The organism is Dyella ginsengisoli, from assembly GCF_044904665.1.
GTDB classification, from domain to species: Bacteria; Pseudomonadota; Gammaproteobacteria; order Xanthomonadales; family Rhodanobacteraceae; genus Dyella_A; species Dyella_A ginsengisoli.
This window is the reverse complement of sequence record NZ_JADIKM010000005.1, coordinates 140,128-162,821: the sequence shown is the minus strand read 5'-3', so window position 1 is coordinate 162,821 and position 22,694 is coordinate 140,128. Positions and strand designations below refer to the sequence as shown.

The 22,694-nt window shown below is 67.7% G+C and carries 23 protein-coding genes; 15 read left to right on the top strand and 8 right to left on the bottom strand.

Features of this window, described 5'->3' with window-relative positions; translation table 11 throughout:
* The first annotated feature begins 38 nt into the window (after positions 1 to 38).
* The 3 genes from ISP17_RS16655 (at position 39) to ISP17_RS16645 (ending at position 2,443) form a co-directional block, all read left to right on the top strand.
* Positions 39 to 983 carry an aspartyl/asparaginyl beta-hydroxylase domain-containing protein gene (locus ISP17_RS16655; protein WP_404635127.1) on the top strand — a complete coding sequence of 315 codons (945 nt, stop codon included), beginning with the start codon at positions 39 to 41 and terminating at the stop codon, positions 981 to 983.
* A 63-nt stretch (positions 984 to 1,046) separates the two neighbouring features.
* Positions 1,047 to 1,946 (top strand): RNA polymerase sigma factor SigJ, encoded by a 900-nt coding sequence (sigJ, locus tag ISP17_RS16650; protein ID WP_404635125.1) that lies wholly within the window; start codon positions 1,047 to 1,049, stop codon positions 1,944 to 1,946.
* A 41-nt stretch (positions 1,947 to 1,987) separates the two neighbouring features.
* The gene (locus ISP17_RS16645) at positions 1,988 to 2,443 is read left to right on the top strand and encodes a carboxymuconolactone decarboxylase family protein (protein ID WP_404635123.1); all 456 of its coding nucleotides are present in this window, start codon (positions 1,988 to 1,990) and stop codon (positions 2,441 to 2,443) included.
* A 113-nt stretch (positions 2,444 to 2,556) separates the two neighbouring features.
* Here the strand turns inward: ISP17_RS16645 and ISP17_RS16640 are convergent, their stop codons facing one another.
* The 3 genes from ISP17_RS16640 to grxC form a co-directional block, all read right to left on the bottom strand.
* Entirely contained in the window at positions 2,557 to 3,570 is a 1,014-nt protein-coding gene (locus ISP17_RS16640; protein WP_404635121.1) for an isocitrate dehydrogenase, read from the bottom strand.
* A gap of 158 nt (positions 3,571 to 3,728) precedes the next feature.
* Complete coding sequence (locus ISP17_RS16635; RefSeq protein WP_404635119.1) at positions 3,729 to 4,118, bottom strand: carboxymuconolactone decarboxylase family protein; 390 nt, start codon at positions 4,116 to 4,118, stop codon at positions 3,729 to 3,731.
* Entirely contained in the window at positions 4,115 to 4,378 is a 264-nt protein-coding gene (gene grxC, locus ISP17_RS16630; protein ID WP_404635117.1) for a glutaredoxin 3, read from the bottom strand. The genes ISP17_RS16635 and grxC overlap by 4 nt, the downstream gene beginning before the upstream one ends.
* Positions 4,379 to 4,522: 144 nt before the next feature.
* Between grxC and ISP17_RS16625 the strand changes: the two genes are divergently transcribed.
* From ISP17_RS16625 to ISP17_RS16605, 5 genes are all read left to right on the top strand, one after another.
* On the top strand, positions 4,523 to 6,154 hold the full coding sequence (locus ISP17_RS16625) for a M48 family metalloprotease (protein ID WP_404635115.1): 1,632 nt from the start codon (positions 4,523 to 4,525) through the stop codon (positions 6,152 to 6,154).
* Between the two features lie 94 nt (positions 6,155 to 6,248).
* Complete coding sequence (gene phoB / locus ISP17_RS16620) at positions 6,249 to 6,938, top strand: phosphate regulon transcriptional regulator PhoB (RefSeq protein ID WP_404635113.1); 690 nt, start codon at positions 6,249 to 6,251, stop codon at positions 6,936 to 6,938.
* A 255-nt stretch (positions 6,939 to 7,193) separates the two neighbouring features.
* Positions 7,194 to 8,291, top strand: coding sequence for a phosphate regulon sensor histidine kinase PhoR (gene phoR / locus ISP17_RS16615; RefSeq protein WP_404635402.1), 1,098 nt, complete (start codon positions 7,194 to 7,196; stop codon positions 8,289 to 8,291).
* Positions 8,292 to 8,368: 77 nt separating this feature from the next.
* Positions 8,369 to 10,477: a polyphosphate kinase 1 gene (gene ppk1 / locus ISP17_RS16610; RefSeq protein WP_404635111.1), complete on the top strand. Its 2,109-nt coding sequence runs from the start codon at positions 8,369 to 8,371 to the stop codon at positions 10,475 to 10,477.
* 56 nt (positions 10,478 to 10,533) lie between these two features.
* On the top strand, positions 10,534 to 12,060 hold the full coding sequence (locus ISP17_RS16605) for a Ppx/GppA phosphatase family protein (RefSeq protein WP_449757878.1): 1,527 nt from the start codon (positions 10,534 to 10,536) through the stop codon (positions 12,058 to 12,060).
* A gap of 87 nt (positions 12,061 to 12,147) precedes the next feature.
* On the opposite strand, the gene ISP17_RS16600 is transcribed toward ISP17_RS16605, so the two are convergent.
* Positions 12,148 to 13,170 (bottom strand): peptidoglycan-binding protein, encoded by a 1,023-nt coding sequence (locus tag ISP17_RS16600; protein ID WP_404635107.1) that lies wholly within the window; start codon positions 13,168 to 13,170, stop codon positions 12,148 to 12,150.
* Between the two features lie 205 nt (positions 13,171 to 13,375).
* Between ISP17_RS16600 and ISP17_RS16595 the strand changes: the two genes are divergently transcribed.
* Complete coding sequence (locus tag ISP17_RS16595) at positions 13,376 to 13,669, top strand: hypothetical protein (RefSeq protein WP_404635105.1); 294 nt, start codon at positions 13,376 to 13,378, stop codon at positions 13,667 to 13,669.
* Here ISP17_RS16595 and ISP17_RS16590 read toward each other — a convergent pair.
* The 3 genes from ISP17_RS16590 to ISP17_RS16580 are packed head-to-tail and all read right to left on the bottom strand — an operon-like array spanning position 13,654 to position 16,620.
* The gene (locus ISP17_RS16590) at positions 13,654 to 14,454 is read right to left on the bottom strand and encodes an amidohydrolase (RefSeq protein WP_404635103.1); all 801 of its coding nucleotides are present in this window, start codon (positions 14,452 to 14,454) and stop codon (positions 13,654 to 13,656) included. The genes ISP17_RS16595 and ISP17_RS16590 overlap by 16 nt on opposite strands.
* 5 nt (positions 14,455 to 14,459) lie before the next feature.
* Positions 14,460 to 15,605: a pyridoxal phosphate-dependent aminotransferase gene (locus ISP17_RS16585; RefSeq protein WP_404635101.1), complete on the bottom strand. Its 1,146-nt coding sequence runs from the start codon at positions 15,603 to 15,605 to the stop codon at positions 14,460 to 14,462.
* 43 nt (positions 15,606 to 15,648) lie between these two features.
* Complete coding sequence (locus ISP17_RS16580; protein WP_404635099.1) at positions 15,649 to 16,620, bottom strand: LysR substrate-binding domain-containing protein; 972 nt, start codon at positions 16,618 to 16,620, stop codon at positions 15,649 to 15,651.
* Between the two features lie 122 nt (positions 16,621 to 16,742).
* On the opposite strand from ISP17_RS16580, the gene ISP17_RS16575 reads away from it, so the two are divergent.
* A complete protein-coding gene (locus ISP17_RS16575; RefSeq protein WP_404635097.1) occupies positions 16,743 to 17,327 on the top strand; it encodes an FMN-dependent NADH-azoreductase in 585 nt (194 codons plus the stop codon).
* Between the two features lie 120 nt (positions 17,328 to 17,447).
* Positions 17,448 to 19,115 (top strand): amidohydrolase, encoded by a 1,668-nt coding sequence (locus ISP17_RS16570; RefSeq protein ID WP_404635095.1) that lies wholly within the window; start codon positions 17,448 to 17,450, stop codon positions 19,113 to 19,115.
* Between the two features lie 18 nt (positions 19,116 to 19,133).
* On the opposite strand, the gene ISP17_RS16565 is transcribed toward ISP17_RS16570, so the two are convergent.
* Positions 19,134 to 19,919, bottom strand: coding sequence for an SDR family oxidoreductase (locus ISP17_RS16565; protein WP_404635093.1), 786 nt, complete (start codon positions 19,917 to 19,919; stop codon positions 19,134 to 19,136).
* A gap of 199 nt (positions 19,920 to 20,118) precedes the next feature.
* Between ISP17_RS16565 and ISP17_RS16560 the strand changes: the two genes are divergently transcribed.
* The 4 genes from ISP17_RS16560 to ISP17_RS16545 are packed head-to-tail and all read left to right on the top strand — an operon-like array spanning position 20,119 to position 22,666.
* The gene (locus ISP17_RS16560) at positions 20,119 to 20,442 is read left to right on the top strand and encodes a hypothetical protein (protein WP_404635091.1); all 324 of its coding nucleotides are present in this window, start codon (positions 20,119 to 20,121) and stop codon (positions 20,440 to 20,442) included.
* 3 nt (positions 20,443 to 20,445) lie between these two features.
* Positions 20,446 to 20,820: a GntR family transcriptional regulator gene (locus tag ISP17_RS16555; RefSeq protein ID WP_404635089.1), complete on the top strand. Its 375-nt coding sequence runs from the start codon at positions 20,446 to 20,448 to the stop codon at positions 20,818 to 20,820.
* Entirely contained in the window at positions 20,817 to 21,674 is an 858-nt protein-coding gene (locus tag ISP17_RS16550; RefSeq protein ID WP_404635087.1) for an ABC transporter ATP-binding protein, read from the top strand. Before ISP17_RS16555 ends, ISP17_RS16550 begins: the two co-directional genes overlap by 4 nt.
* Positions 21,671 to 22,666, top strand: a complete 996-nt coding sequence (locus ISP17_RS16545) for an ABC-2 transporter permease (RefSeq protein WP_404635085.1) — start codon at positions 21,671 to 21,673, stop codon at positions 22,664 to 22,666. The genes ISP17_RS16550 and ISP17_RS16545 overlap by 4 nt, the downstream gene beginning before the upstream one ends.
* The last annotated feature ends 28 nt before the right edge of the window (positions 22,667 to 22,694 follow it).

The following is a 22,694-nucleotide window of genomic DNA, read 5'->3' as shown; positions in this document are numbered from 1 at the left end:
GGCGTAGAATCGGCGAGTCTCCCATCGATCGCTGCGCCATGATCCTCGCTCCCCGGCTCGCCCTGTTGCTGCTGTTCGCGCTGTTTGCGTTGTGCGTGCTCCTCGTGCACCTGCGCGGCCGGGCCCGGCTGCGTTTCGATCGCCAGCTGGTCGACCACTCCGCCGTGTTCGCGCCGTACAACCTCCTCATGTACGCCTTCTCGGCAGTGCCGGCGCGACCGATCCTCGACCGCCGCGGCTTCCCGCAGCTGGACCTGCTGCAGGCCAACTGGCAGGCGATCCGCGCCGAAGCGCTGCAACTGTTCGACGAAGGCCACATCCGCGCCGCGGAGAAGCACAACGACGCCAGCTTCAACAGCTTCTTCAAGCAGGGCTGGAAACGCTTCTATCTAAAGTGGTACGGCGAACCGCTGGCCTCGGCCGAGACGCTGTGCCCGCAGACGGTGAAGCTCCTCAACAGCATTCCCAGCGTGAAGGCGGCGATGTTCGCGCTGCTGCCGCCGGGTTCGAAACTCAACCCGCACCGCGATCCGTTCGCCGGCTCGCTGCGCTACCACCTGGGTTTGATCACGCCCAACTCGGACGACTGCCGCATCTTCGTCGACGGCGAGATGCATGCCTGGGGCGACGGCAAGGACGTGGTGTTCGACGAAACCTACGTGCACTGGGCCGAGAACAAGACCGAGCAGACCCGCGTGATCCTGTTCGCTGATGTGGAGCGCCCGCTGCGCACGCGCTGGATGAGCGCGATCAACCGCCGCGTCGGGGCGTTCATGGGCAAGATCACCGCCTCGCCGAACACCGAATCGCCGGAAGAGAAAACCGGCTTCGTCAACCGCGTGTTCGCACTCAACCAGCGCAGCCGCGAACGCAACCGGGCGTTCAAGAAGAAGCACCCGAAACTGTTCCGGGCCGTGAAGTATGCCGGCATGCTGGTGTTGATCTGGCTGATCTTCCTGGCGCCCTGGCCGTTCGTGGGCTGATAGCTGTCACGTTCCGCACGGCCCGCGCGTCCTGGTTAGCGTCACCCGCCAAAGGAACGCCCGATGGACGCGCAAACCGCCCTATTCCAGCAGCACCGCCAGCGCCTGTTCGGCCTGGCCTACCGCATGCTTGGCACGCCCAGCGACGCCGAGGACGTGCTCCACGACGCCTGGTTGCGCTGGCATGCGCAGGACCTCGACGCGCTGGACGACCCCGAAGCCTGGCTGGTCACCGTCACCACCCGCCTCGCGCTTGACCGACTGCGCCGCGCGCGGACCGAACGCGAGCACTACACGGGCCCCTGGCTGCCCGAGCCGTTGCCGGACACGGTCGAGGCACCGCCCGATCAACTGGAACGCGCCGAGAGCCTGAACCTGTCCTTCCTGCTGTTGCTGGAACGCCTGAGCGCCGACGAACGCGCCGCCTTCCTATTGCGTGAGGTGTTCGATTACAGCCATGCCGAGGCGGCGCGCATGCTGGGCATCGGCGAAGAGGCCTGCCGCCAGCGCGTGCACCGGGCGAAAACACGCTTGCGCGAGGGTCGGCCACGCTTCGAGGTAGCAAAGGCCACGCGCGAGCGCCTGCTGCAGCGGCTGCTGGAGGCCATGGCGCAGCCCACGCTGGAAACCCTCTCTGCATTGTTCGCGGAGGATGCCGTGCACATCGCCGATGGCGGCGGACTGGCCAGCGCCACGCTGAGGCCGCTGCACGGCGCCGAGCGCCTGGCCCGGCTGTACCTGCAGATCGTGCACAACGTGGCGCCGCGGCATCCGCGCTGGGAGATGCGCTCGCTCAACGGCGAGCCGATGCTGCTGCTGTGGGTCGACCATCAGCTGGCATCAGCCATGTGGATCGACGGCACGGACGAGGGCATCACCGCCGTCCACGCCATCCGCCATCCCGACAAGCTCGCCCGCATCGAGGCGGTCACGAAACCGGGCACTCCCGTGTCCTTGCAGTGAGCAGCCATCCACCGCCGTCACTCAAGCCACAGGAGATGCTCATGTCCCGCTTCGCCATCCAACGCCACTTCGCCACCTTCCAGCCACTACTTGCCTTGAACCAGGCCATTCAGGCCTCCGGGCTGGAGCCAAGGCTCATCACGCTGGTCGAGATGCGTGCCTCGCAGATCAACGGCTGCGGCTACTGCCTGGACATGCACAGCAAGGATGCCCGTGCCGCCGGTGAGACCGAGCAGCGCCTGTACCTGCTGCCCGCCTGGCGCGAGGCGGACTGCTACGCCGAGCGCGAACGGGCGGCCCTGGCGTGGTGCGAGGCGCTGACCCGCCTCGACGGTCACGACAGCGTTTCCGACGCCCTGTACGTAGAGGCGAGCGCGCACTTCGACGAGCGCGAGCTGGTCCACCTCACCTTGCTGGTGACGGCCATCAACAGCTGGAACCGGATCAACCTGGCCGCCCGCACGCCCGCCGGACGTTACAAACCCGCCGCACACTGAGCTGTGCCAAGTGATATCGCGCCGCGCCCGCCCACGAGGCCAACGCCGCACATGAAAAAGCCGCGGGGCCTTGCGGGCCCCGCGGCTTCATGGCTCAGACGACGTGACCTCGATCAGGCCGCGACGCGCCTGGCGATCGCCTCGCCGAAACTCTCGGTGGTGCCCTTGCCGCCCAGGTCCGGGGTCACGCTGTCGCGATCGTGGGTCAGCGTGTCGCGGATCGCCTGACGCAGCTTGGTGCCCTTCTCCACCTGGCCCAGGTGATCGAGCATGTCGGCGGCAGCCAGCAGCAGGGCGCAGGGGTTGGCAATGCCCTTGCCGGCGATATCCGGTGCCGAGCCGTGCACCGCTTCGAAGATGGCCGCGTGCTCGCCGATGTTGTCGCCCGGCGCCAGGCCCAGGCCGCCGACCAGGCCGGCGCACAGGTCGGAAATGATGTCGCCGAACAGGTTGGTGGTGACGATCACGTCGAACTGCTCGGGGCGCATCACCAGCTGCATGCAGGTGTTGTCCACGATCATCTCGTTGAACTCGATCTGCGGATATTCCTTGGCGATCTCGCGCGCCACGTTGAGGAACAGGCCGGTGCTGGTCTTGAGGATGTTGGCCTTGTGCACGGCCGTAATCTTCTTGCGGCCCTTCTTCACCGCCATCTCGAACGCGTAGCGCACGATGCGGGTGCTGCCCTTGCGGGTGTTGCGGATGATCGACTGGGCGACCTCGCCATCCTCGGACAGCGTCTGGCCCTCGGCCAGGTAGGCGCCCTCGGTGTTCTCGCGCACCGTGATGATGTCGATATTCTCGTAGCGCGACTTGGTGCCGGGGAAGCTGATGGCCGGGCGCACGTTGGCGTAGAGGTCGAAGTGGCGGCGCAGGGTGACGTTGATCGAGGTGAAGCCGCCGCCAATCGGCGTGGTCAGCGGGCCCTTGAGCGCCACCTTGTGCTCGGCGATCTTGTCCAGCGTGGCCTTGGGCAAAAGGTCGCCGTGCTTGTCGAGCGCCACCATGCCTGCGTCGGCGAAATCGTAGGCCAGGCCGCAGTCGAGTGCGTCAAGCACGCGCAGCGTGGCGGTCATGATCTCGGGGCCGATGCCGTCGCCGGGGATCACGGCAATGGTCTTGCTCATGGGGATGCTCCTTGGGGTGCGTCAGCAGAGGCCCGGACGGGGATATCCGGGCCTTATAACTGCGCAATTATCGCTTATGCCCACTGCAGCGGCCACCGGAATGGCCGCTACAGACGATGCAAATGCTGGGATGGAGCATCCCAAAAAGCTGCACGCACTCAGGCGTGATCGACGCATCCGGCGGCCGCTTCGCCCTGGCCACCTTCGAGCTGGTCGAGGAAGTCCACCGCCCGGCGCAGGTGCGGGATCACGATCGATCCGCCTACCACCAACCCCACGCTGAAGGTCTCGAAGAACTCCTCGCGCGTCACGCCGACCTCCTTGCACTGCGCCACGTGGTAGCTAATGCAGTCGTCGCAGCGCAGCACCATCGAGGCGACCAGGCCGAGCAGCTCCTTGGTCTTCACGTCGAGCGCGCCGGCCTTGTAGGTCTGCGTGTCCAGCGCGAAGAAGCGCCGCACGACCTGATTGTCTTCGGCCAGGATGCGCTCGTTCATGCGCTGGCGGAACGCGGTGAACTCGGCGAGGCGATCCTTCTCCGTGCTCATGCGCCCGCTCCCAGCAGCTCGGCCAGCTTGCCGCTGCGATCGGCGGCCACCAGGTCGTCGAAGCCGCCCACATGCGCATCGTTGATGAAGATCTGCGGCACCGTGCGGCGACCGCCACTGCGCGCCAGCATGGCGTCGCGCTGGGCCGGGTCCATGTCGATGCGCACCTCCGTCCACTCCAGCCCCTTGGACTTGAGCAGGTTCTTCGCCGAGACGCAGTAAGGGCAGAAGGCGGTGGAATAAACCTCGATCTTGGGCATTGCCGAACTCCGGAAACCGACAGGTGGCTGGATGTGGGGGCGCGCGGGACGGCGCGCAAGTTCTGCCGCCGGTTGAACGCGCGGCTGGATGCAGTCCGGAACCGGGCGCGACCGCGGCGGTCGCAGTGCTATTGTCGCCGACCTATGGCCATGGCACCACGACGCCCCATCCCCCGCCTGCTTACCGCCCTGATCGCCGCCGGCCTGTGCCTGGGCGCCGGTGCGCAGGACAACGTGCGCCTGCCCGACCTGGGCAGCTCCGCCAACGCGCTCATCTCCGATCAGGAAGCGCAGGATTACGGCGGCGCCATGCTGCGGCAGATGCGCGCACTGGACATGGTGGTCGACGACCCGCTGCTGGACGACTACATCAACCACCTCGGCTACCGGCTGGTGGCCGCCTGCGACAAGCCGAAGGACCACTTCGCGTTCTTCATCGTGAAAGATCCCGAGATCAACGCCTTCGCCGCGCCCGGCGGCTACATCGCGGTGAACTCCGGCCTGATCCAGATCACCCGCAGCGAGAGCGAGCTGGCCGGGGTGATCGCCCACGAGATCGGCCACATCACCCAGAACCACCTGCAGCGCGCGTTCGAGGCGTCCAAGAAGGACGCCCCGCTGATGGCGCTGGTGCTGCTGGGCGCGATCGCCGCCGGGGCCGGCGCGCATGCGGGCGACGCGGCCGGCGCGATCCTGATGGGCGGCCAGGGCGCACTGCTGCAGAAGCAGATCAACTTCACCCGCAAGGACGAGACCGAAGCCGACCGCGTGGGTATCCAGACCCTGGCCAAGGCCGACTTCGACCCCAATGCGATGGCCGGGTTCTTCGAGCGCATGTCCGACACCATGCGCGCCGGCTCCGGCGGCGAAGGCGTGCCGGAACTGCTGCAGGACCATCCGGTCACCACCACCCGCATCAGCGACGCCAAGGCCCGTGCCGGTGCGCTGATCGCGATGCAGAAACAACACCCGAGCGGCAACACGCTGGACCCGCAGCAGTGGGCACGCAACACCGCACCGATTGCCTACGTGCGCGATCCGACCGCGCTGCTGTCGGTGGCCAGCGGCGGCAGCGCGGGCGCCGTGCTGGACACCTACGCGTTAATGCGCGAGCGCGTGCGCGTGCTGGCCGGCGATGCGCCACAGCTGGCGACCTACTACGCCGCCAACCTGCCTCGCCCCGGTTTCGACACGCCGGCCAACCGCTACGGCTACGCGTTGGCGCTGATCCGCAGCGGCCGCGGTGACAAGGCCGTGGACGTGCTCACACCGATGCTGGCCAGCCATCCGGACAACCTCGTGCTGCGCCTGGCCATGGCCGACGCCACGCTGCAGAAGGGCGATCGTGCCGATGCACTGACCCGCTACGCCGGCCTGAACAGCGAATCGCCGCGCAACCCGTCGATCACCCTGCCCTACGCCAAGGCATTGATCCAGGGCACCTCGTCGAGCGCGCAGGCCGAGCTGGCCGCCAATCTGCTGCGGCCCGCGCTGGACACCAGCGAGGATCCCGACATCTTCCGCACCTACGCCCGCGCCAGCGAGAAAGCCGGCCACCAGGCCCGTGCCGGCGAAGCCTATGCCAATGCCAGCTACCTGGCCGGCCGTCCGTTCGATGCGCTGGAACAACTCAAGCGCCTGCTGAAGCGGGACGACCTCGACTACTACGCCCGCGCGCGCATCCAGGCACGCATCGCCGAACTCACGCCGCTGGTGCTGGAGCTGCGCAAGCGCAAGGTGCAGACCGAGGACAATCCCGATCGCGGCGCGCAGTAACCCGACCGTCATCATCGGGCGGTACAACTGTCATTGCGACGTAACATAATGACGCTGCAATCTCACCGTCACAGACACCCGGGCGAATGCAAGCGTGCACAAGCGCATCCTGATCGTTGAAGACGAAGCGTCGATCCGCGACATGGTCGCCTTCGCACTGCGCAAGGCTGGCATGGAGGCGACCCAGGCCGCCGACGCCCGCGCCGCCCAGCTCGCCATCGCCGAGCAGGTGCCCGACCTGATCCTGCTGGACTGGATGCTGCCGGGCACCAGCGGCCTGGAACTGGCGCGACGCTTGCGCAAGGAAGAGCTCAGCCGCGAGATCCCGATCATCATGCTCACCGCCCGCGGCGAGGAGATGGACCGGGTGAACGGGTTGGAAGCGGGCGTCGACGACTACGTCATCAAGCCGTTCTCCACGCGCGAGCTGATCGCACGGATCAAGGCGGTCCTGCGTCGCAGCCAGGGCGACGACGGCTCGGGCATCGTCGAACTCGGCGGCCTGCGCATCGACGGCCCGGCGCATCGCGTGTTCGCCGGCGACGAGCCGGTGGCGATCGGTCCTACCGAATATCGCCTGCTGTACTTTTTCATGACCCATCCGGAGCGCGTCTACTCGCGCGCCCAGTTGCTCGACCACGTGTGGGGCGGCAGCGTCTACGTGGAGGAGCGCACCGTGGACGTGCACATCCGCCGACTGCGCAAGACGCTGGAGCCGTTCAAGCTCGATGACATGGTGCAGACCGTGCGCGGCTCCGGCTACCGCTTCTCCGCCAGCATCTGAGCGTGCGCCGCGGCGCTTGCGCAGATGAGGGGTTTTGCCGATGCTGCCGGCTCGCCATGACCGCGGGGCCGTCCATCCTTGAGCACCTTTCGCCTGCCCTCCGCGCCAATCCTCGCCGCCTGGCTCGCGGTCGCGCTGGCCGCGGGCGCGCTGCTGGGCCAGCTGGCCGGCGGCCATGCGCTGGCTGGATTCGCGCTGGTCGCGGCGGCGGAAATCGTCTTGCTGCTGTCGTCGATCAGTCATCTGCGCAGCGCCATGATGCCGGTGGCGTCATCGCCCACCTCCCTCCTCTCGCATGACCGTTTCATGACGCGAACCCGCCGTATCGCCTCCAGCCTGCGCGACCTGCGCAGCGCCGCCGGGAACCTGCCCGATGCCGTGGTGCTGCTCGACAACGAGCAGCACGTGCGCTGGTTCAATCATGCCGCCGAGGACCTGCTCGGCCTGCGCCGCCCGCAGGATCGCGGTGCCGACCTGCACGAGCGCCTGCGCAGCTCCGATCTTGCCGGCTGGCTGGAGGACGGCGCGCGAGAGCCGCTCAACGACATCGCCGCGCCGGGTCGTCCGGATCGCCACCTCAACGTCACCCTGCTGCCGTTCGGCCGCCGCCAGCGCCTGCTGCTGGCGCGGGACATCAGCGACCTGACCCGGCTGGAGCAGATCCGCCGCGACTTCGTCGCCAACGTGTCGCACGAACTGCGCACGCCGCTGACGGTGATCCACGGCTACCTCGAGCTGCTCGATCCGGAGGACGTGCCGGAGCTCGCACCGGTGCTCGGCGAGATGCGTGCGCAGTCCAAGCGCATGGGCCAGATCGTCGAGGACCTGCTCACCCTGTCGCGACTGGAAACCCAGGAACACGTGGCCGACGAGCGTGTGGCGATGGCGCCGCTGCTGGCCACGCTGCGCAAGGAGGCCGAAGCGCTGAGCCAGGGTCGCCACCACATCGTGCTCGAGTCCACCGCCGAGGCCGACCTGCTTGGCTCGCCGAAAGACCTGCACAGCGCTCTGTCCAACCTGGTCAGCAACGCGGTGCGCTACACGCCGGCCGGCGGCACCATCACCATCCGCTGGCAGCGCAGTCCGGACGGCGCGGTGTATTCGGTCAGCGACACCGGCTTCGGCATCCCGGCCAGCCACCTGTCGCGGCTCACCGAGCGGTTCTACCGCGTATCGTCCAGCCGCTCGCGCGACAGCGGCGGCACCGGACTGGGCCTATCCATCGTCAAGCACGTGCTGAACCTGCACCAGGCAAGGCTGCAGATCGAGAGCACGCCGGGCCAGGGCTCCACCTTCTCCTGCCATTTCGGCCGTGAGCGCCTGCTCGGCCCGGCCGGCGCCGAGGAGAGCTGAACCGGCGCCGCGCCGCTGTCGCAGCGCCCGGACACTGACGGGATGTGCGTCGCGGTGAGATGCGACAGAATGTCCGAATGCGCCGCTCATCCATGCCCCACGCCCCTGCCCCGGGCGAATCCTGTGCTCCCGAACTCTTCCTCAGCCGCGAACTGGCGGCGCTGGAGTTCAATTTCCGCGTATTGGCGATGGCGCGCGACCCACAGGTGCCGCTGCTCGAACGCCTGCGCTACCTGAGCATCGTGGCGAACAACCTCGACGAGTTCTTCGAGGTGCGTGTGGCCATGCTCAAGCACCATCACTACTACGGTTCGGCGTCACCCGGGCCGGACGGCATTCCCTCCGGCGAGCTGTTGGCGCGCATCCGCGCCCGTGTCCTGGACCTGGTCGCCGAGCAGTACGCCACCTGGCAGGACGACCTCAGCCCGCGGTTGGAGGCGGAGGGCATCTGCATTCTGCCGCGCAGCCGCTGGAGCAAGCGCCAGCACGCCTGGCTGCGCGGTTACTTCGAGCATGAGGTGCTGCCGGTGCTCTCGCCGCTGGGGCTTGACCCGGCGCATCCGTTCCCGCGCATCCTCAACAAGACGCTCAACATCGCGGTGGTGCTCAAGGGCCGTGACGCGTTCGGCCACGAGGGCCACATGGCGCTGGTGCGTGCGCCGCGCTCGCTGCCGCGGATCATCCGCGTACCGGCCGAAGTCAGCGGCCCGGGCGAGCATTTCGTGTTCCTCGCCGAGCTGCTGCACGCCTTTGTCGATCTGATGTTCCCGGGCTTCAAGGTGCTCGGCTCGCACCAGTTCCGCGTCACCCGCAACAGCGAACTGATGGTGGAAGAAGCCGAGGTCGACAACCTGGCGCGCGCGCTCACCGAAGAACTGGTCGGCCGCGGCTACGCCCGGCCGGTACGGCTGCAGATCGGCACCGATTGCCCCAAGGCGATCACCCGCATGCTGATCGAGAACTTCGATCTGGACGAAGCGGACGTGTACCGCTGCGACGGCCCGGTCAACATCATCCGTGCCGGTCTGATCTACGACTGGCTCGACCGCCCGGAGCTGAAGTTTCCGCGCTTCACGCCGCGCATTCCCGCGTCGATGGAGGCCAGCCGCAACAAGTTCGAGGTGATCGCGCAGCGCGACGTGCTGCTGCACCACCCCTACGAAAGCTTCGCCGCGGTGATCGACCTGCTGCGCCAGGCCACGCAGGACCCGAACGTGCTGGCGATCAAGCAGACGCTGTACCGCGCCGGCGAGGACACGCCGCTGGTCGACCTGCTGGTAGACGCGGCCCGCAACGGCAAGGACGTCACCGTGGTGATCGAGCTGCGCGCGCGCTTCGACGAGGAGGCCAACATCCGCCTGGCAACGCGCCTGCAGGAAGCCGGCGTGCAGGTGGTCTACGGCGTGGTCGGCTTCAAGACGCACGCCAAGATGATGCTGATCGTCCGCCGCGAGGGCGCCGGGCTGCGCCGCTACGTGCACCTGTCCACCGGCAACTACCACCAGGCCAACAGCAAGCTCTACACCGACATCGGCCTGATGACGGCGAACGAAGAGATCGGCGAGGACCTGCACAAGATCTTCCAGCAGCTCTCGGGACTGGGGCCCACGATCAGCCTGAAGCGCCTGCTGCATTCGCCGTTCACTCTCTACAAGAGCGTGGTGGCGAAGATTGAGCGCGAGACCGCCAACGCGAAGGCTGGCAGGAGCGCGCGCATCGTCGCCAAGCTCAATGCGCTGAACGAGTCGCACGTGATCGAGGCGCTGTACCGCGCCTCGCAGGCGGGCGTGGAGATCGACCTGATCGTGCGCGGCGCCTGCACGCTGCGGCCCGGCCTGGCAGGCATCTCCGAACGCATCCGGGTGCGCTCGATCGTGGGACGCTTTCTTGAGCACAGCCGCGTGTACTGGTTCGCCAATGACGGCGAGCCGGAGATCTACTGTGCCAGCGCCGACTGGATGGAGCGCAACCTGATGCGGCGCATCGAGGTGGCTTTTCCCATCCTCGATCCCGAGCTGGCCGCGCGCGTGTACGACGAGACACTGGCCAACACGCTGGCCGACAATACCCAGGCCTGGCTGCTCGGCAGCAACGGGCGCTATGCCCGCGCCACGCCCGGCGACGCGCCGGCGCACAACGCCCAGCAGACGCTGCTCGACAAGCTCTGCGCATCGACTGCCAAGTAAGGGACGACCCGCATGCCTTTCTTCCTTTCCGCCCCCTGCGGCCGCTGCGCTGACGGATGCCACGCATGACGCTGGCCGACCACGTGCCGATCCGCGACGGCGAACTGATCGCTGCCGTGGACATGGGTTCGAACAGCTTCCACTTGGTGGTGGCGCGCGTCGAGCACGGCGAACCACGGGTGATCGACCGCCTGCGCGACACCGTGCGCATGGCCGCCGGCCTGCGCGGCGACGGCACGCTGGATGCCGAGCACCGCGCCCGCGCGCTCAGCTGCCTCAAGCGCTTCGGCCAGCGCCTCGCCGGCCTGCCTTCGCTACATGTGAGGGCGGTGGCCACCAACACCGTGCGCCGCCTTGCCTCGCCGCAGGCCTTCCTCACCGCGGCGGAAACCGCGCTCGGCCATCCGGTGGAGGTGGTCTCCGGCCGCGAGGAAGGCCGCCTGATCTTTCTTGGCGCGGCGCACGACCTGCCCGCCTCGCGCGAACCGCGCCTGGTGATCGACGTGGGTGGCGGCAGCACGGAATTCATCATCGGCCGCGGCGTGGCCCCGCTGCATACGGAAAGCGTGCAGGTGGGCTGCATCGCCTCGACGCTGCGTTTCTTCCCCGGCGGCAAGCTCAACCGCAAGCGCTGGCAGAAAGCGCGCGGCGAAATCGGCCTGCTGATGCAGCAGTTCGAGGAGGACTACCGCGAAGCCGGCTGGACCGAGGCGTTCGGTTCGTCGGGCACGGCCAAGGCGATCGGCTCGGTGGTACAGGCGATGAAGTTCTCCGACGACGGCATCACGCCATCGTCGCTGGCCTCACTGCGCGATGCCCTGCTGGAGCAGGGGCAGATCAGCGCGCTCAAGCTGCCCGGACTGGGCGAGGACCGCGCGCCGGTGATCGCCGGCGGCGTGGTGATCTTCGAGGCGGCGTTCGCCGCGCTCGGCATCGAGCGCATGCGCGTGTGTGAAAGCTCGATGCGCGAAGGCCTGCTGTGGGACCTGCTCGGCCGTGCCGGCGGCAGCGATCCGCGCACCGCCAGCATCGACGCGCTGGCTGCACGCTACGGCGTGGATCGCGCGCAGGCGCGCCGGGTCGAATCCACCGCGCTGATGCTGTTCGACCAGATCGCCCCGCAGTGGAAGCTGGACATGGAAACCCGCGAGTGGCTGTCGTGGGCCGCGCGCGTGCACGAGATCGGTCTGGCCATCGCGCACAGCCAGCACCATCGTCACGGTGCCTACATCCTGCGCCACGCGGATCTCGCCGGCTTCTCGCGGCAGGAGCAGCAGTTGCTGGCAGCCATCGTCGAACTGCATCGGCGCAAGCCGGAGAAGGCGCTGATCTCCGCCCTGCCCCAGCGCTACCGGCTGCTAGCCCGGCAGATCACCGCGCTGCTGCGCCTGGCCGTGCTGTTCCGGCGTGCGCGTCGCGCGGAGTCCCTGCCCACCATGCGCCTGGCCGCCACGCGCCAGCGCCTGCGGCTGGCGTTGCCCGCCGCGTGGCTGGAACAGCATCCGCTCACCGAAGCCGATCTGGAGCAGGAGCGCTCGCCGATGACCGACCTCGGCTTCACCCTGGCGCTCAGCGCCATGTAAGAGCAAACGAACAAGCCGCCCGCGGGCGGCTTGTTCGTTTTGGCATGGACGCGGCCGGCCATCAGACGAGCCGCGTTCGTCGGCGCCCTACTCCTGCAGCGCGGCCGCAGTGTCGGCGTCCAGCTTGCCGGTCACCGAGAGGCCGCGAATTTTCTGGAAGCTGCTCAGCGCCGACGACGTGCCCGGACCGGGCCGGCCGTCCACCTTGCTCTTGTACAGACCCAGCGTAGCCAGCTTGCGCTGGGCATCCATCAGCGAATAGCCGGCCTCGCCACCGCCCTGGCCGGGACGCTCCTGGCCATCCACCCCGAGCTGGCCACCGGTACCCAGCCCACCGGCCACCCGCTGCGGCGCGTACTCGCGCACCGCCTTCACCATCTGGTTGTACGAGTCGAGGAAGGCCGCGGCAATCACCTTGCCCTGCGGCGTCTTGGCGTAGGCACCGGCGGCGCCGACGGCCCCACCACCGCCGAACAGGCCTCCAAAGCCGAAGTCCATGTTCTTCGCGCTGCCCTGCGCAATGGCCACCTGCACACCCGAACGGGTATCGGTGAGCATCAGCGTGGTGGACGCCTCGCTGGTCTTCATCGAACCGGCCACGGCACCGATCAGAGCGCCGTAAGGCACCAGGCCGGCCAGGCCGGCGGCACCGCCACCGGTGTTCTGCGAGAACTGGATGTTCGGCGTTGCCACGTAATCGGCCGCCACCATCTGGTGCGGCCGCAGGTTGCTGTTTCCGCGCAACTCGCCCGATGCCGCCAAGTCGCGCTCGCGCATCATCGAGGTCATGCCGCGACCACGATCGACCACCACGAAGCAGTTGCTCTGCTGGATCATCATGCGGATCAGCGGCGTGGTCGCCGGCAGGTGGTACTGCTGGGTCAGCACAGCGTACCACGGCTCGCCTTCATCCTCTTCCACCGCCAGCGTGCCCAGCGGCTTGGGGCAGTGCTCCAGCGTGGGGTTGGCGTTGGCGCTGTGGGCGCCACCGGCCGAGCCGCTCACCGGATTCTTGCCACCGCCGGTCTGCATGGTGGAGCAGCCGGTCAGGGTCAGAGCGGCCGCAATCGCGGCGGCGAACAGGCCATGCTTGAGAGAGTCAATTCTCATGATTACTCCGTTTGTCGATACTGAAGTGGAAACGGGTGCGACCAGCGGCCACCCGGGCTGAAAAGGGACAAGGCGTCCCGTGCCTTCCAGGACGAAAGGCGATAAATCGTGTCGGACGTACTGGTGTGGGCGGTGTCGTGCGACGCCGCACCGTGAGCGCAAGCGCTAGGGCCGCAGCCAGGTCCAGCTACGCAGGTTCCGCGTCGTGAGCCCATCGTCGACCGTGGCCATCGGCCGCAGTGCGCACCGGTCGGCGCGCACCATCGCATCCATGCGTGACATCGATTCTTCCCCTGAAGAGATAACGGCATCCGAAGCAATCGCGTCTGTGCGGCGCCGCGTCGGATGGCCGGAAGGCTACGGGTCCACGGCCAACGAGATCAACAGCAAAACGCCGGAAATCTCGCGATTTCCGGCGTTTTTCATTCGTCGCGCGCTGGCCCGACAGTCGTGTCGAGAAAACACCTACACACCTGTCATCCCTTACGGAAGCAGCTGAAAATCGTCGGCATCCATCCACGCGGGAAAGCGCTCGCGATGCGCAAGCAGGGGCGCGGGGTCGATGTGCACGGTGACCACCTGCTCCTGCGCGCCGCATTCGAAGAGCGGCTCACCGACCGGATCAATCACCGCGCTGTCGCCGGCGTACGGAAGGTCGTTGCCGTCCACGCCGACACGGTTCACGCCGATCACGTAGCTGAGGTTTTCGATCGCACGCGCGCGCAGCAGCGTGCGCCACGGCTGGCGACGCGGCGCCGGCCAGTTGGCGACGAACAGCGCGAGGTCATAATCCATTCCACCGGCCGCGTCTTCCTGGCGGCGGTTGCGCAGCCAGACCGGGAAGCGCAGGTCGTAGCAAACTTGCGGCAGGATGCGCCAGCCCTTCAACTCGACGATCAGCCGCTCGCTGCCGCCGCCGTAGCGGGTGTGCTCGCCGGCCATGCGGAACAGATGGCGCTTGTCGTACTGCAACAGGTCGCCGTCGGGCGTGGCCCACAGCAGGCGGTTGTAGACGGTGTCGCCCTCGCGGATCGCCAGGCTGCCGGTAACCACCGCGCCCACCTCGGCCGCCAGGGCGCGCAGCCAGGCCACGCCGGAGCCGTCCATGGTCTCGGCGCTGGCGCGCGTGTCGTTGCTGAAACCGGAGAGGAAGGTCTCGGGCAACACGAACAGGTCGCTCGCGCCAGCATGCGCACGCACCAGTGCGCCGTAGTACTCGCGGTTGGCCTCCGCGTCGTGCCAACGCGTGGCACCCTGCACGAGCGTGACGGTGAGTGGCTGCATGGTGCTCACAGGCGGCACAGCCGCTCGGCCGCCGCCTCCATGGTTGCGTCGCTCTTGGCGAAGCAAAGCCGCGCCAAGCGCGTGCCCGGTGGCGTGGCGCAGAACGGGGTAAGCGGGATCGCCGCCACGCCGCCCTCGCGCACCAGCCACTGGCAGAAGGCCAGGTCGCCCTCGTCGCGGATGGCGGAGTAGTCGACCAGCTGGAAATAGCCGCCCGGCACGTCGAGCAGCTTGAGGCGCGACGGCGCCAGCAGCGCGCGGAAGCGGTCGCGCTTGGCCTGGTAGAACGCCGGCAGCTCCAGGTAGTGCTCCGGCGTGCTCGCCATGAACTCGGCGAACGCCACCTGCGCCGGATGGAAGGTGCAGAAGGTGAGGTACTGATGCACCTTGCGAAATTCCGCACTCAACGCCGCCGGCGCCACCGCGTAGCCGACCTTCCAGCCGGTGCAGTGATAGGTCTTGCCGAAGCTCGACACCACCACGCTGCGCGCGGCGAGTTCGGGGTGGCGCAGCACGCTCTGATGCGCGGCGCCGTCGAACACGATGTGTTCGTACACCTCGTCGGACAGCACCACGATGTCGGTATCACGCACGAGATCGGCGAGCGCGTCTAGATCGTCCGCCGAGAGCACGGCACCGGACGGGTTGTGCGGGCTGTTGATCAGGATCATTCGCGTGCGCGGCGTGATCGCATCGCGCACGCGCTGCCAGTCGATCGAGAAATCCGGCTGGCAGAGCGGAATGTGCACGGCGCGCGCACCCTGCAGGTCGATCGCCGGCTCGTAGCAGTCGTAGGCGGGATCGAACACGATCACCTCCTCGCCCTGGCGCACCAGCGCGGCAATCGCCGCGAAGATCGCTTCGGTGGCGCCCGAGGTCACAGTGATCTCGATGTCCGGATTGACCGAATGACCGTACAGCCGCTGCGTCTTGCGCGCGATCTCCTCGCGCAGGCTGGCCAGGCCGATGCCCGGCGCGTACTGATTGCGGCCATCGGCCATCGCGCGCGTCACCGCTTCGCGCAATGCCTGCGGCGGCTCGAAGTCCGGAAAGCCCTGCCCCAGGTTCACTGCCTTGTGCTCGGCCGCCAGCTGACTCATCACGCTGAAGATGGTGGTGCCGACGGCCGGAAGCTTGCTGCTTATCTGCATGGATTCATACGTCTGGATGGCTAAACGACGATGCTAGCATGCGTCACGCAGCGGCCGCCTCCGCCTTGTGGCGACTGCAGATATCGCTTTCCTGCCGCGACGCCTCGGGCAGCCGCTCGGCCAGGAATTCCACCAGCGCACGCACGCCCGGCAGCTGCCCGCGACGACTCGGATAGACGAAGTGCATCACGCCCTCCGGCGCGCTCCATTGCGGCAGCAGCACCTCCAGTTCGCCGCGCGCCACCGCCGGCGCGCAGACGAACTCCGGCAGCATCGCCACGCCGGCGCCGCGCTGGGCAGCGGACAGCAGCATGGCGAAATCGCCGCAGATCAGCCGCGGCTGGATGTCCACCACCACGCGCTCGCCGGAGGCATCGATCAGCTCCCAGCTCTGCGCGCCATCGTGCTCGCTCATCGACAGCGCGGGCAGCACGGAGAGCTCCGCTGGCGTGGCCGGGCGACCCCGCTCGTCGAGCAGCCGCGGGCTGGCCACCGGCAGCACGCGCGACTGGCCGAAGCTGCGCACCACCAGCGTGGCGTCGGTATCGAGCTTGTTGCGCACGCGGATGGCGACATCGAAGCCCTCGCTGATCACGTCGACGCGACGGTTGGTCGCGATCACGCGCACCTGCACCTTCGGATACTGCAGCAGGAAATCCGGCAGCACCTGCGCGAGCATGGTCTGGGTCAGCGATACCGGGCAACTCAGCCGCACGATGCCGCGCGGCTCGGCGCGCAGTTCGTCCACGGCGTCCTGCGCAGCGCGCGCTTCTTCGAGCACCGCGCGGCAGTGCCCGTAGAAGCGCTCGCCCACCTCGGTCACCACGAAACGCCGCGTGGTTCGCTGCAGCAGCCGCACGCCCAGCCGCTCCTCCAGCTGCGCGATGCGCTTGCTCAGCCGCGACTTGGGAATGCCCAGCGCCCGGCCGGCCGCCGAAAAGCCGCTGTACTCGACCACGGCGGCGAAAAAGTAGAGATCGTTGAGGTCCTGCAGGGTGCCGGTAAGCGGATACATGATTGTTCCCATTAAAAGACAATACGTCCTGATTTGCCCATCTTATCGGTTTATCGTTCGCAATCTATCGTTCTCTGCAACGCCGGACCTGCCGGCATCCGCACGAGCACGAGGATTTCGCCATGAACGTTCTGCATCTGGATACCAGCGCACTGGGCACCTATTCCATCTCCCGCCAGCTCACCGCGGCCATCGTCGGCCAACTGCAGCGCGATGGCGTGGCCAGCTCGGTGAGCTACCGCGACCTGGCGGCCGAGCCGCTGCCGCACTGGCTGCCCAACCCGGACCCGGCCAGCGACAACGCCCTGCGCGATGAAGCCGTGCTGCAGCAGTTCGTGGATGCCGACATCGTGGTGCTCGGCGCGCCGATGTACAACTTCACCATCACCACCCAGCTGAAGTCCTGGCTCGACCGTGTGCTGGTCGCCGGGCGCACCTTCCGCTACGGGCCGAACGGTCCGGAGGGCCTGGCCGGCGGCAAGCGCGTGATCATCGCCTCCAGCCGCGGCGGCAAGTACAGCGGAGGCCCGGCCGCCGCGATGGATTTCCAGGAACCGTACCTCCGCACGGTGCTTGGCTTCATCGGCATCACCGACATCGAGTTCGTGCGCGCCGAGGGCGTGGCGATGGGTGACGAGGCCAAGCAGGCCGCGCTGCAGGCGGCGCACGCCACGATCGGCGAGCTGGCATTGCGCAAGGCGGCCTGAGCAACGCAACCAGGCGCATCGGTCTCCCGCGGAATGCGCTCGGAAGCCCGCGTCCTCCTGTGTTCCAATGCGGCCTGCGGCGGGCATCCGGCCCGCCACGGGCCGATGGGGACGACGCGAATGAAGCCAATGATGCTGCGCCTGGCGCTGCCGCTGATGCTGGGGCTCGCCGCTCCGGCCATGGCCGCCGATCTGCTGGTGAAGAACGTCAACGGCTACACGCTGGACGGCCACGGCCAGCTGCAACGCTTCGATGCGCTGCTGGTCGATCACGGCAAGGTGGAAGCCACCGGCAAGCTCGCTGCACTGCAGCCGAAGGCCGGCGGGGCGCAAGTCATCGACGGCGGCGGTCGCACGCTTCTGCCCGGCCTGATCGACGCCCACGGCCACGTGATGGAGTTGGGCTACTACAGCACCCAGGTCGACCTCACCGGCACCCGCTCGCTGGACGAGGCGCTGGCCCGGATCAAGACCTACGCCGACGCGCACCCCGACGCACCATGGATCATCGGCGGCGGCTGGAACCAGGAGATCTGGAAGCTCGGCCGCTTCCCCACCGCCAAGGAACTCGACGCCGTGGTGTCGAATCGCCCGGTGTGGCTGAGCCGCGTCGACGGCCACGCGGCCTGGGCCAACAGCGCGGCGATCCGCCTCGCCGGCGTCACCGCAAAATCCGCTGACCCCAAGGGCGGGCGCATCGATCGCGACGCCCAAGGCAACCCGGCCGGCGTGTTCGTCGACGGCGCAACCGACTTGGTCAACGCCAAGGTGCCGGAACCGACGCCGGCCCAGCGCACAGCCGCACTGGACGCCGCACTGGCCGAGATGGCCAAGGTCGGCCTGACCGGCGTGGGCGATCCGGGCATCGATTTGGCCACCTACCAGCTGTATCGCCGCTACGCGGACGCGCACAAGCTCACCGCGCGCATCTACGCGATGATCCACAACACCGGTGCCGACTTCGACACGATCAGCCAAGGCGGCCCGCTGATCGGCTACGGCCACGACTTCCTCAGCGTACGCGCGGTGAAGCTGTACGCCGACGGCGCGCTGGGCAGCCGTGGCGCGGCGCTGCTGTCGCCCTACTCCGACGACACGCACAACCGCGGCCTGCTGTTCCAGCCGCAGCCGCAGCTCACCGCGATGATCGAGAAGGCCTTCGGCAAGGGCTACCAGGTGTGCATCCACGCCATCGGCGACGCGGCCAACCGCGAGGTGCTCGACAGCTATGCCGCGGCTTACAAGGTGCATCCGGAAGCGAAGGCGTTCCGCAACCGCGTCGAGCACGCGCAGATCGTGGCGGTAAGCGATATCCCCCGCTTCAAGACGCTCGACCTGATCGCCTCGATGCAGCCCACCCACGCCACCTCGGACATGAACATGGCCGAGGCACGCATCGGCCACGCGCGCATGGCCGGCGCCTACGCCTGGCGCACCTTCCTCGACCAGGGCACGGTGATCGCCGGTGGCTCGGACTTTCCGGTGGAATCGCCCAACCCGTTCTTCGGCCTGTACTCGGCGGTCACCCGGCAGGACCACCAGGGCCAGCCGCCGGGCGGCTGGTACCCGCAGCAGGCGATGACGATGACCGAGGCGCTGCGTGCCTTCACCCTCGACGCCGCCTACGCCGAGCACGCCGAAAAGACGCTCGGCACGCTGGAGCCGGGCAAGTGGGCGGACTTCATCCTGATCGACCGCGACATCATCGCCGGCCCGCCCGCCGACATCTGGAAGACCCGCGTGCTGCAGACCTGGGTCGGCGGCAAGCAGGTGTACGCGGCACAGTGATGCGCCGCGCGGCGGGCGTCAGATGACCGAGGCCTTGCCGCCATCCATCGGCACGATCGCGCCGGTGACGTAGCCGGCGCGCGCCGAAGCCAGGTACACGGCCAGATCAGCCACTTCCTCCGGCTCGGCCGGGCGTCCCATTGGCACGCCAGCCATCTGCTGCGCCAGCGCCGCCGCACGGTCGAGCCCGGAGGCCCGCATCGCCGCGGCCAGGCCTTCCTCCATGCGATCGGTGCGAGTGATGCCGGGGTTGATCGCATTCACCCGCACGCCCTGCGCCGCATAAGCCTGCGCATAGCCCACGGTGGCCAGCATCAGCGCCGCATTGGCCGCGCCGCCGCCGATGTGCAGCGCATTGGCCTGCCGCCCGCCCTGCCCGATCACGTTGACGATGGCGCCGCGGCCGCGTGCGGCCATGCCACGGATCACCGCGTCGATGGCGTGCATGTAGGTGAAGTACTTGGCATCCATCGCCTCGTGCAGCGCGGCGGCGTCAAGCTCGTCCGGCGGGCGCCGCCGCGCGGCGCCCGCGCTGTTCACCAGCACGTCCACCGGGCCGTGTTCGGCCGCGATGCGGTCGAAGATTTCCCGCGTCGAGGCGGCATCGCGCAGGTCTACCGGATGCACTGCCATTGCATGGCCGGCGGCCGCCAGCACCTCGCGCGCCTGCGCCAGACCCTCGGCTGAGCGCGCCAGCCCCACCACCTTTGCACCTTCGGCCGCAAAGGCATGCGCGCAGGCCAGTCCGATCCCCCTGCTGGCGCCGGTGATCACCACCCGGCACCCGGAAAGCTCCAGATCCATCGCCCTGTCTCCCGTGCCCAAAGGCTGCCAAGCCTATCGCGAGCCGCCCAGCGCACGGGGAGAACGGCTCTGTGGTGCGGTTTTCCGGCATAGGCCATCAGTCATGTTGCGATTTTCGCCTTCGCCTATTGACGGTCCAAAATGTGGTGTTATAGTTCACTACAACACCGGTCCACGAGATCACTAAAGGAGATCCGTCATGAAAGCACCGAACCTGCTCGCCCTGTCCGCCGCCGTCCTCATTACCGCCGCCGGCCTTGCCTCCATGAACCACGGCATCACCCGCGTGCCGGTCGCCGAGATCAACGGCATCCACATCATCGACCTGGCGCCGGTCAACGTGACGCCGACCGCCGAAGAGCTGCGCGCCGCCGCCCTTACCGCGGTCATCAATGCCCCCGCCCTGCCGGCCCCGAACGGCCTGGGTGGTCGCGCCGAAGCCGACATCCCCCTGGTCGGTTCGCAAATGGCCATGCCCTACTACTCTTTTGGCAACAAGCTCGGCCGCATCACCAAGGAATAAAACATGACCATTACCTGGAACGACAGCGTCCCGATCTATCGCCAGCTGCGGGAACGCGTGGTGGCGATGATCCTGGACGGCGCCTTGAACGAAGGCGACCCGCTGCCGTCGGTACGCCAGGTGGCAGCGGATTTCCAGATCAATCCGCTGACCGTCTCCAAGGCCTATCAGGAGCTGGTCGACGATCAACTGGTTGAAAAAAGGAGGGGGTTGGGCATGTTCGTCAACGATGGAGCGCGTGAGGCACTATTGAAGTCCGAGCGCGAGCGCTTTTTGCGCGAGGAATGGCCCACCCTGTTCGCCCGGCTGCAGCGCCTGGGCCTGGACCTGAAGACCCTGCTGCGCGAAGCCGGCGACGGCACGGAGAAAACCGCATGAACGCCGTAGTCACCGCCAGCGGCCTGAGCAAGCGCTACAAGAACACCGCCGCGCTGGACAACGTGAGCTTCACCATCCCGTCCGGGCGCATCGTGGGCCTGATCGGCCCCAACGGTGCCGGCAAGACCACCGCGCTGAAGGCGATCCTCGGGCTGACCCCGTTCGAGGGCCAGCTGAGCGTGATGGGGATGGACCCGCGCACCGAGCGCAACAAGCTGATGGAACAGGTGTGCTTCATCGCCGACGTTGCGGTGCTGCCGCGCTGGCTGAAGGTGCGCGATGCGGTGGACTTCGTCGCCGCGATCCATCCGCGCTTCGATCGTGCCAAGTGCGAGGCCTTCCTCAAGCGCACCAAGCTGACCCCGGACCAGCGCGTCAAGCAGATGTCCAAGGGCATGATCGTGCAGCTGCACCTGGCGCTGGTGATGGCCATCGACGCCCGCCTGCTGGTGCTCGACGAGCCCACGCTGGGCCTGGACATCCTCTACCGCAAGCAGTTCTACCAGAACCTGCTGGAAGACTATTTCGACGAGGACAAGACCATCATCGTCACCACCCACCAGGTGGAAGAGGTCGAGCACATCCTCACCGACCTGATGTTCATCCGCGACGGCAAGATCGTGCTGGATGCCGACATGGATGCCGTCGGTGAGCGCTTCATCGAGTTGATGGTCGGCGCCGACCACGCGGAGGCCGCCCGCGCGCTGCGCCCGATCGACGAGCGCACCGTATTCGGCAAGAGCATCTTTCTGTTCGACGGCGTCGAACGCGCGCAACTGGAGGCGCTGGGCGAAACCCGCCGCCCCTCGGTCAGCGACCTGTTCGTCGCCACCATGAAGGGAACCTACGCATGAAAACCCTGGCCCCGAAAAACTCCGCCCTGACAAACATGTACTGGCTGGTGAAGCGCGAGTTCTGGGAGAACCGCGGCGGCTTCCTGTGGGCGCCGGTGATCACCGGCGGCATCTTCCTGCTGCTCAACCTGATGGGCATCATCACTGCCGAGGTGCTCGGCGCCCGCCACGGCATCCACTTCGGCGCCAGCGGCGAGCTGAGCAACGTCATGTCGCGCATGGACGCCGGCGACATGAGCAAGGTCGGCATGGCGCTGGACGTGGCCATGTACTCATCCATGGCCATCATCACCGTGGTGCTCGGCTTCGTGGTGTTCTTCTACTGCCTGGGTGCGCTGTACGACGACCGTCGCGACCGCAGCATCCTGTTCTGGAAGTCGCTGCCGATCTCCGACACCGGCACCGTGTTGTCCAAGGTGCTCAGTGCCACCGTGCTGGCCCCGGCGATCGCGGTGGTGGTGGGCATCGTCGCCGGCATGGCGCAGCTGCTGATGGTGGCGATCACCCTGTCCTTCCACGGTGTCAACGTGTGGCAGCTGCTGATGCAGGCCCATCCGTTCCGCGTCATGGGCAACCTGCTCGGCTACATCCCGGTGTACGTGCTCTGGGCCCTGCCCTCTGCCGGCTGGCTCCTGCTCTGCTCGGCCTGGGCGCGCAGCAAGCCCTTCCTGTGGGCGGTCGCCCTGCCGGTCGCCACCGGCCTGCTGATCAGCTGGTTCGGCATCATGGGCCTGTTCAACCTGCCCGCCACGTGGTTCTGGAAAGAGATCGTGCTGCGCGGCCTGTTCAGCGTGTTCCCTGGTGGCAGCTTCACCGCCAACACCGGCAGCGGTCACGCCCTGGTGATCAACGACGGCAACGGCCTGGACGTAATGAACCTCGGCCAGAGCTGGGCGGCGATGACCACCGCCAACCTCTGGATCGGCGTGGCCATTGGCATCGGCCTGATCGCCGCCGCCATCTGGTTCCGCCGCTGGCGCGACGACAGCTGATATCACCGCACGACGGCGGCCACACGGC

Bases quoted from the DNA above. Each gene is read 5' to 3' on its own strand.
- ISP17_RS16580 (WP_404635099.1), bottom strand. From the start codon at position 16,620: ATGTATCCGCTTACCGGCACCCTGCAGGACCTCAACGATCTCTACTTT.
- grxC (WP_404635117.1), bottom strand. From the start codon at position 4,378: ATGCCCAAGATCGAGGTTTATTCCACCGCCTTCTGCCCTTACTGCGTC.
- ISP17_RS16625 (WP_404635115.1), top strand. From the start codon at position 4,523: ATGGCCATGGCACCACGACGCCCCATCCCCCGCCTGCTTACCGCCCTG.
- ISP17_RS16600 (WP_404635107.1), bottom strand. From the start codon at position 13,170: ATGAGAATTGACTCTCTCAAGCATGGCCTGTTCGCCGCCGCGATTGCG.
- ISP17_RS16565 (WP_404635093.1), bottom strand. From the start codon at position 19,919: ATGGATCTGGAGCTTTCCGGGTGCCGGGTGGTGATCACCGGCGCCAGC.
- ISP17_RS16635 (WP_404635119.1), bottom strand. From the start codon at position 4,118: ATGAGCACGGAGAAGGATCGCCTCGCCGAGTTCACCGCGTTCCGCCAG.
- ISP17_RS16550 (WP_404635087.1), top strand. From the start codon at position 20,817: ATGAACGCCGTAGTCACCGCCAGCGGCCTGAGCAAGCGCTACAAGAAC.
- phoR (WP_404635402.1), top strand. From the start codon at position 7,194: ATGATGCCGGTGGCGTCATCGCCCACCTCCCTCCTCTCGCATGACCGT.
- ISP17_RS16575 (WP_404635097.1), top strand. From the start codon at position 16,743: ATGAACGTTCTGCATCTGGATACCAGCGCACTGGGCACCTATTCCATC.
- ISP17_RS16605 (WP_449757878.1), top strand. From the start codon at position 10,534: ATGCCACGCATGACGCTGGCCGACCACGTGCCGATCCGCGACGGCGAA.
- ISP17_RS16640 (WP_404635121.1), bottom strand. From the start codon at position 3,570: ATGAGCAAGACCATTGCCGTGATCCCCGGCGACGGCATCGGCCCCGAG.
- ISP17_RS16590 (WP_404635103.1), bottom strand. From the start codon at position 14,454: ATGCAGCCACTCACCGTCACGCTCGTGCAGGGTGCCACGCGTTGGCAC.
- sigJ (WP_404635125.1), top strand. From the start codon at position 1,047: ATGGACGCGCAAACCGCCCTATTCCAGCAGCACCGCCAGCGCCTGTTC.
- ISP17_RS16560 (WP_404635091.1), top strand. From the start codon at position 20,119: ATGAAAGCACCGAACCTGCTCGCCCTGTCCGCCGCCGTCCTCATTACC.
- ISP17_RS16585 (WP_404635101.1), bottom strand. From the start codon at position 15,605: ATGCAGATAAGCAGCAAGCTTCCGGCCGTCGGCACCACCATCTTCAGC.
- ISP17_RS16570 (WP_404635095.1), top strand. From the start codon at position 17,448: ATGAAGCCAATGATGCTGCGCCTGGCGCTGCCGCTGATGCTGGGGCTC.
- ISP17_RS16645 (WP_404635123.1), top strand. From the start codon at position 1,988: ATGTCCCGCTTCGCCATCCAACGCCACTTCGCCACCTTCCAGCCACTA.
- ppk1 (WP_404635111.1), top strand. From the start codon at position 8,369: ATGCGCCGCTCATCCATGCCCCACGCCCCTGCCCCGGGCGAATCCTGT.
- ISP17_RS16655 (WP_404635127.1), top strand. From the start codon at position 39: ATGATCCTCGCTCCCCGGCTCGCCCTGTTGCTGCTGTTCGCGCTGTTT.
- ISP17_RS16555 (WP_404635089.1), top strand. From the start codon at position 20,446: ATGACCATTACCTGGAACGACAGCGTCCCGATCTATCGCCAGCTGCGG.
- ISP17_RS16545 (WP_404635085.1), top strand. From the start codon at position 21,671: ATGAAAACCCTGGCCCCGAAAAACTCCGCCCTGACAAACATGTACTGG.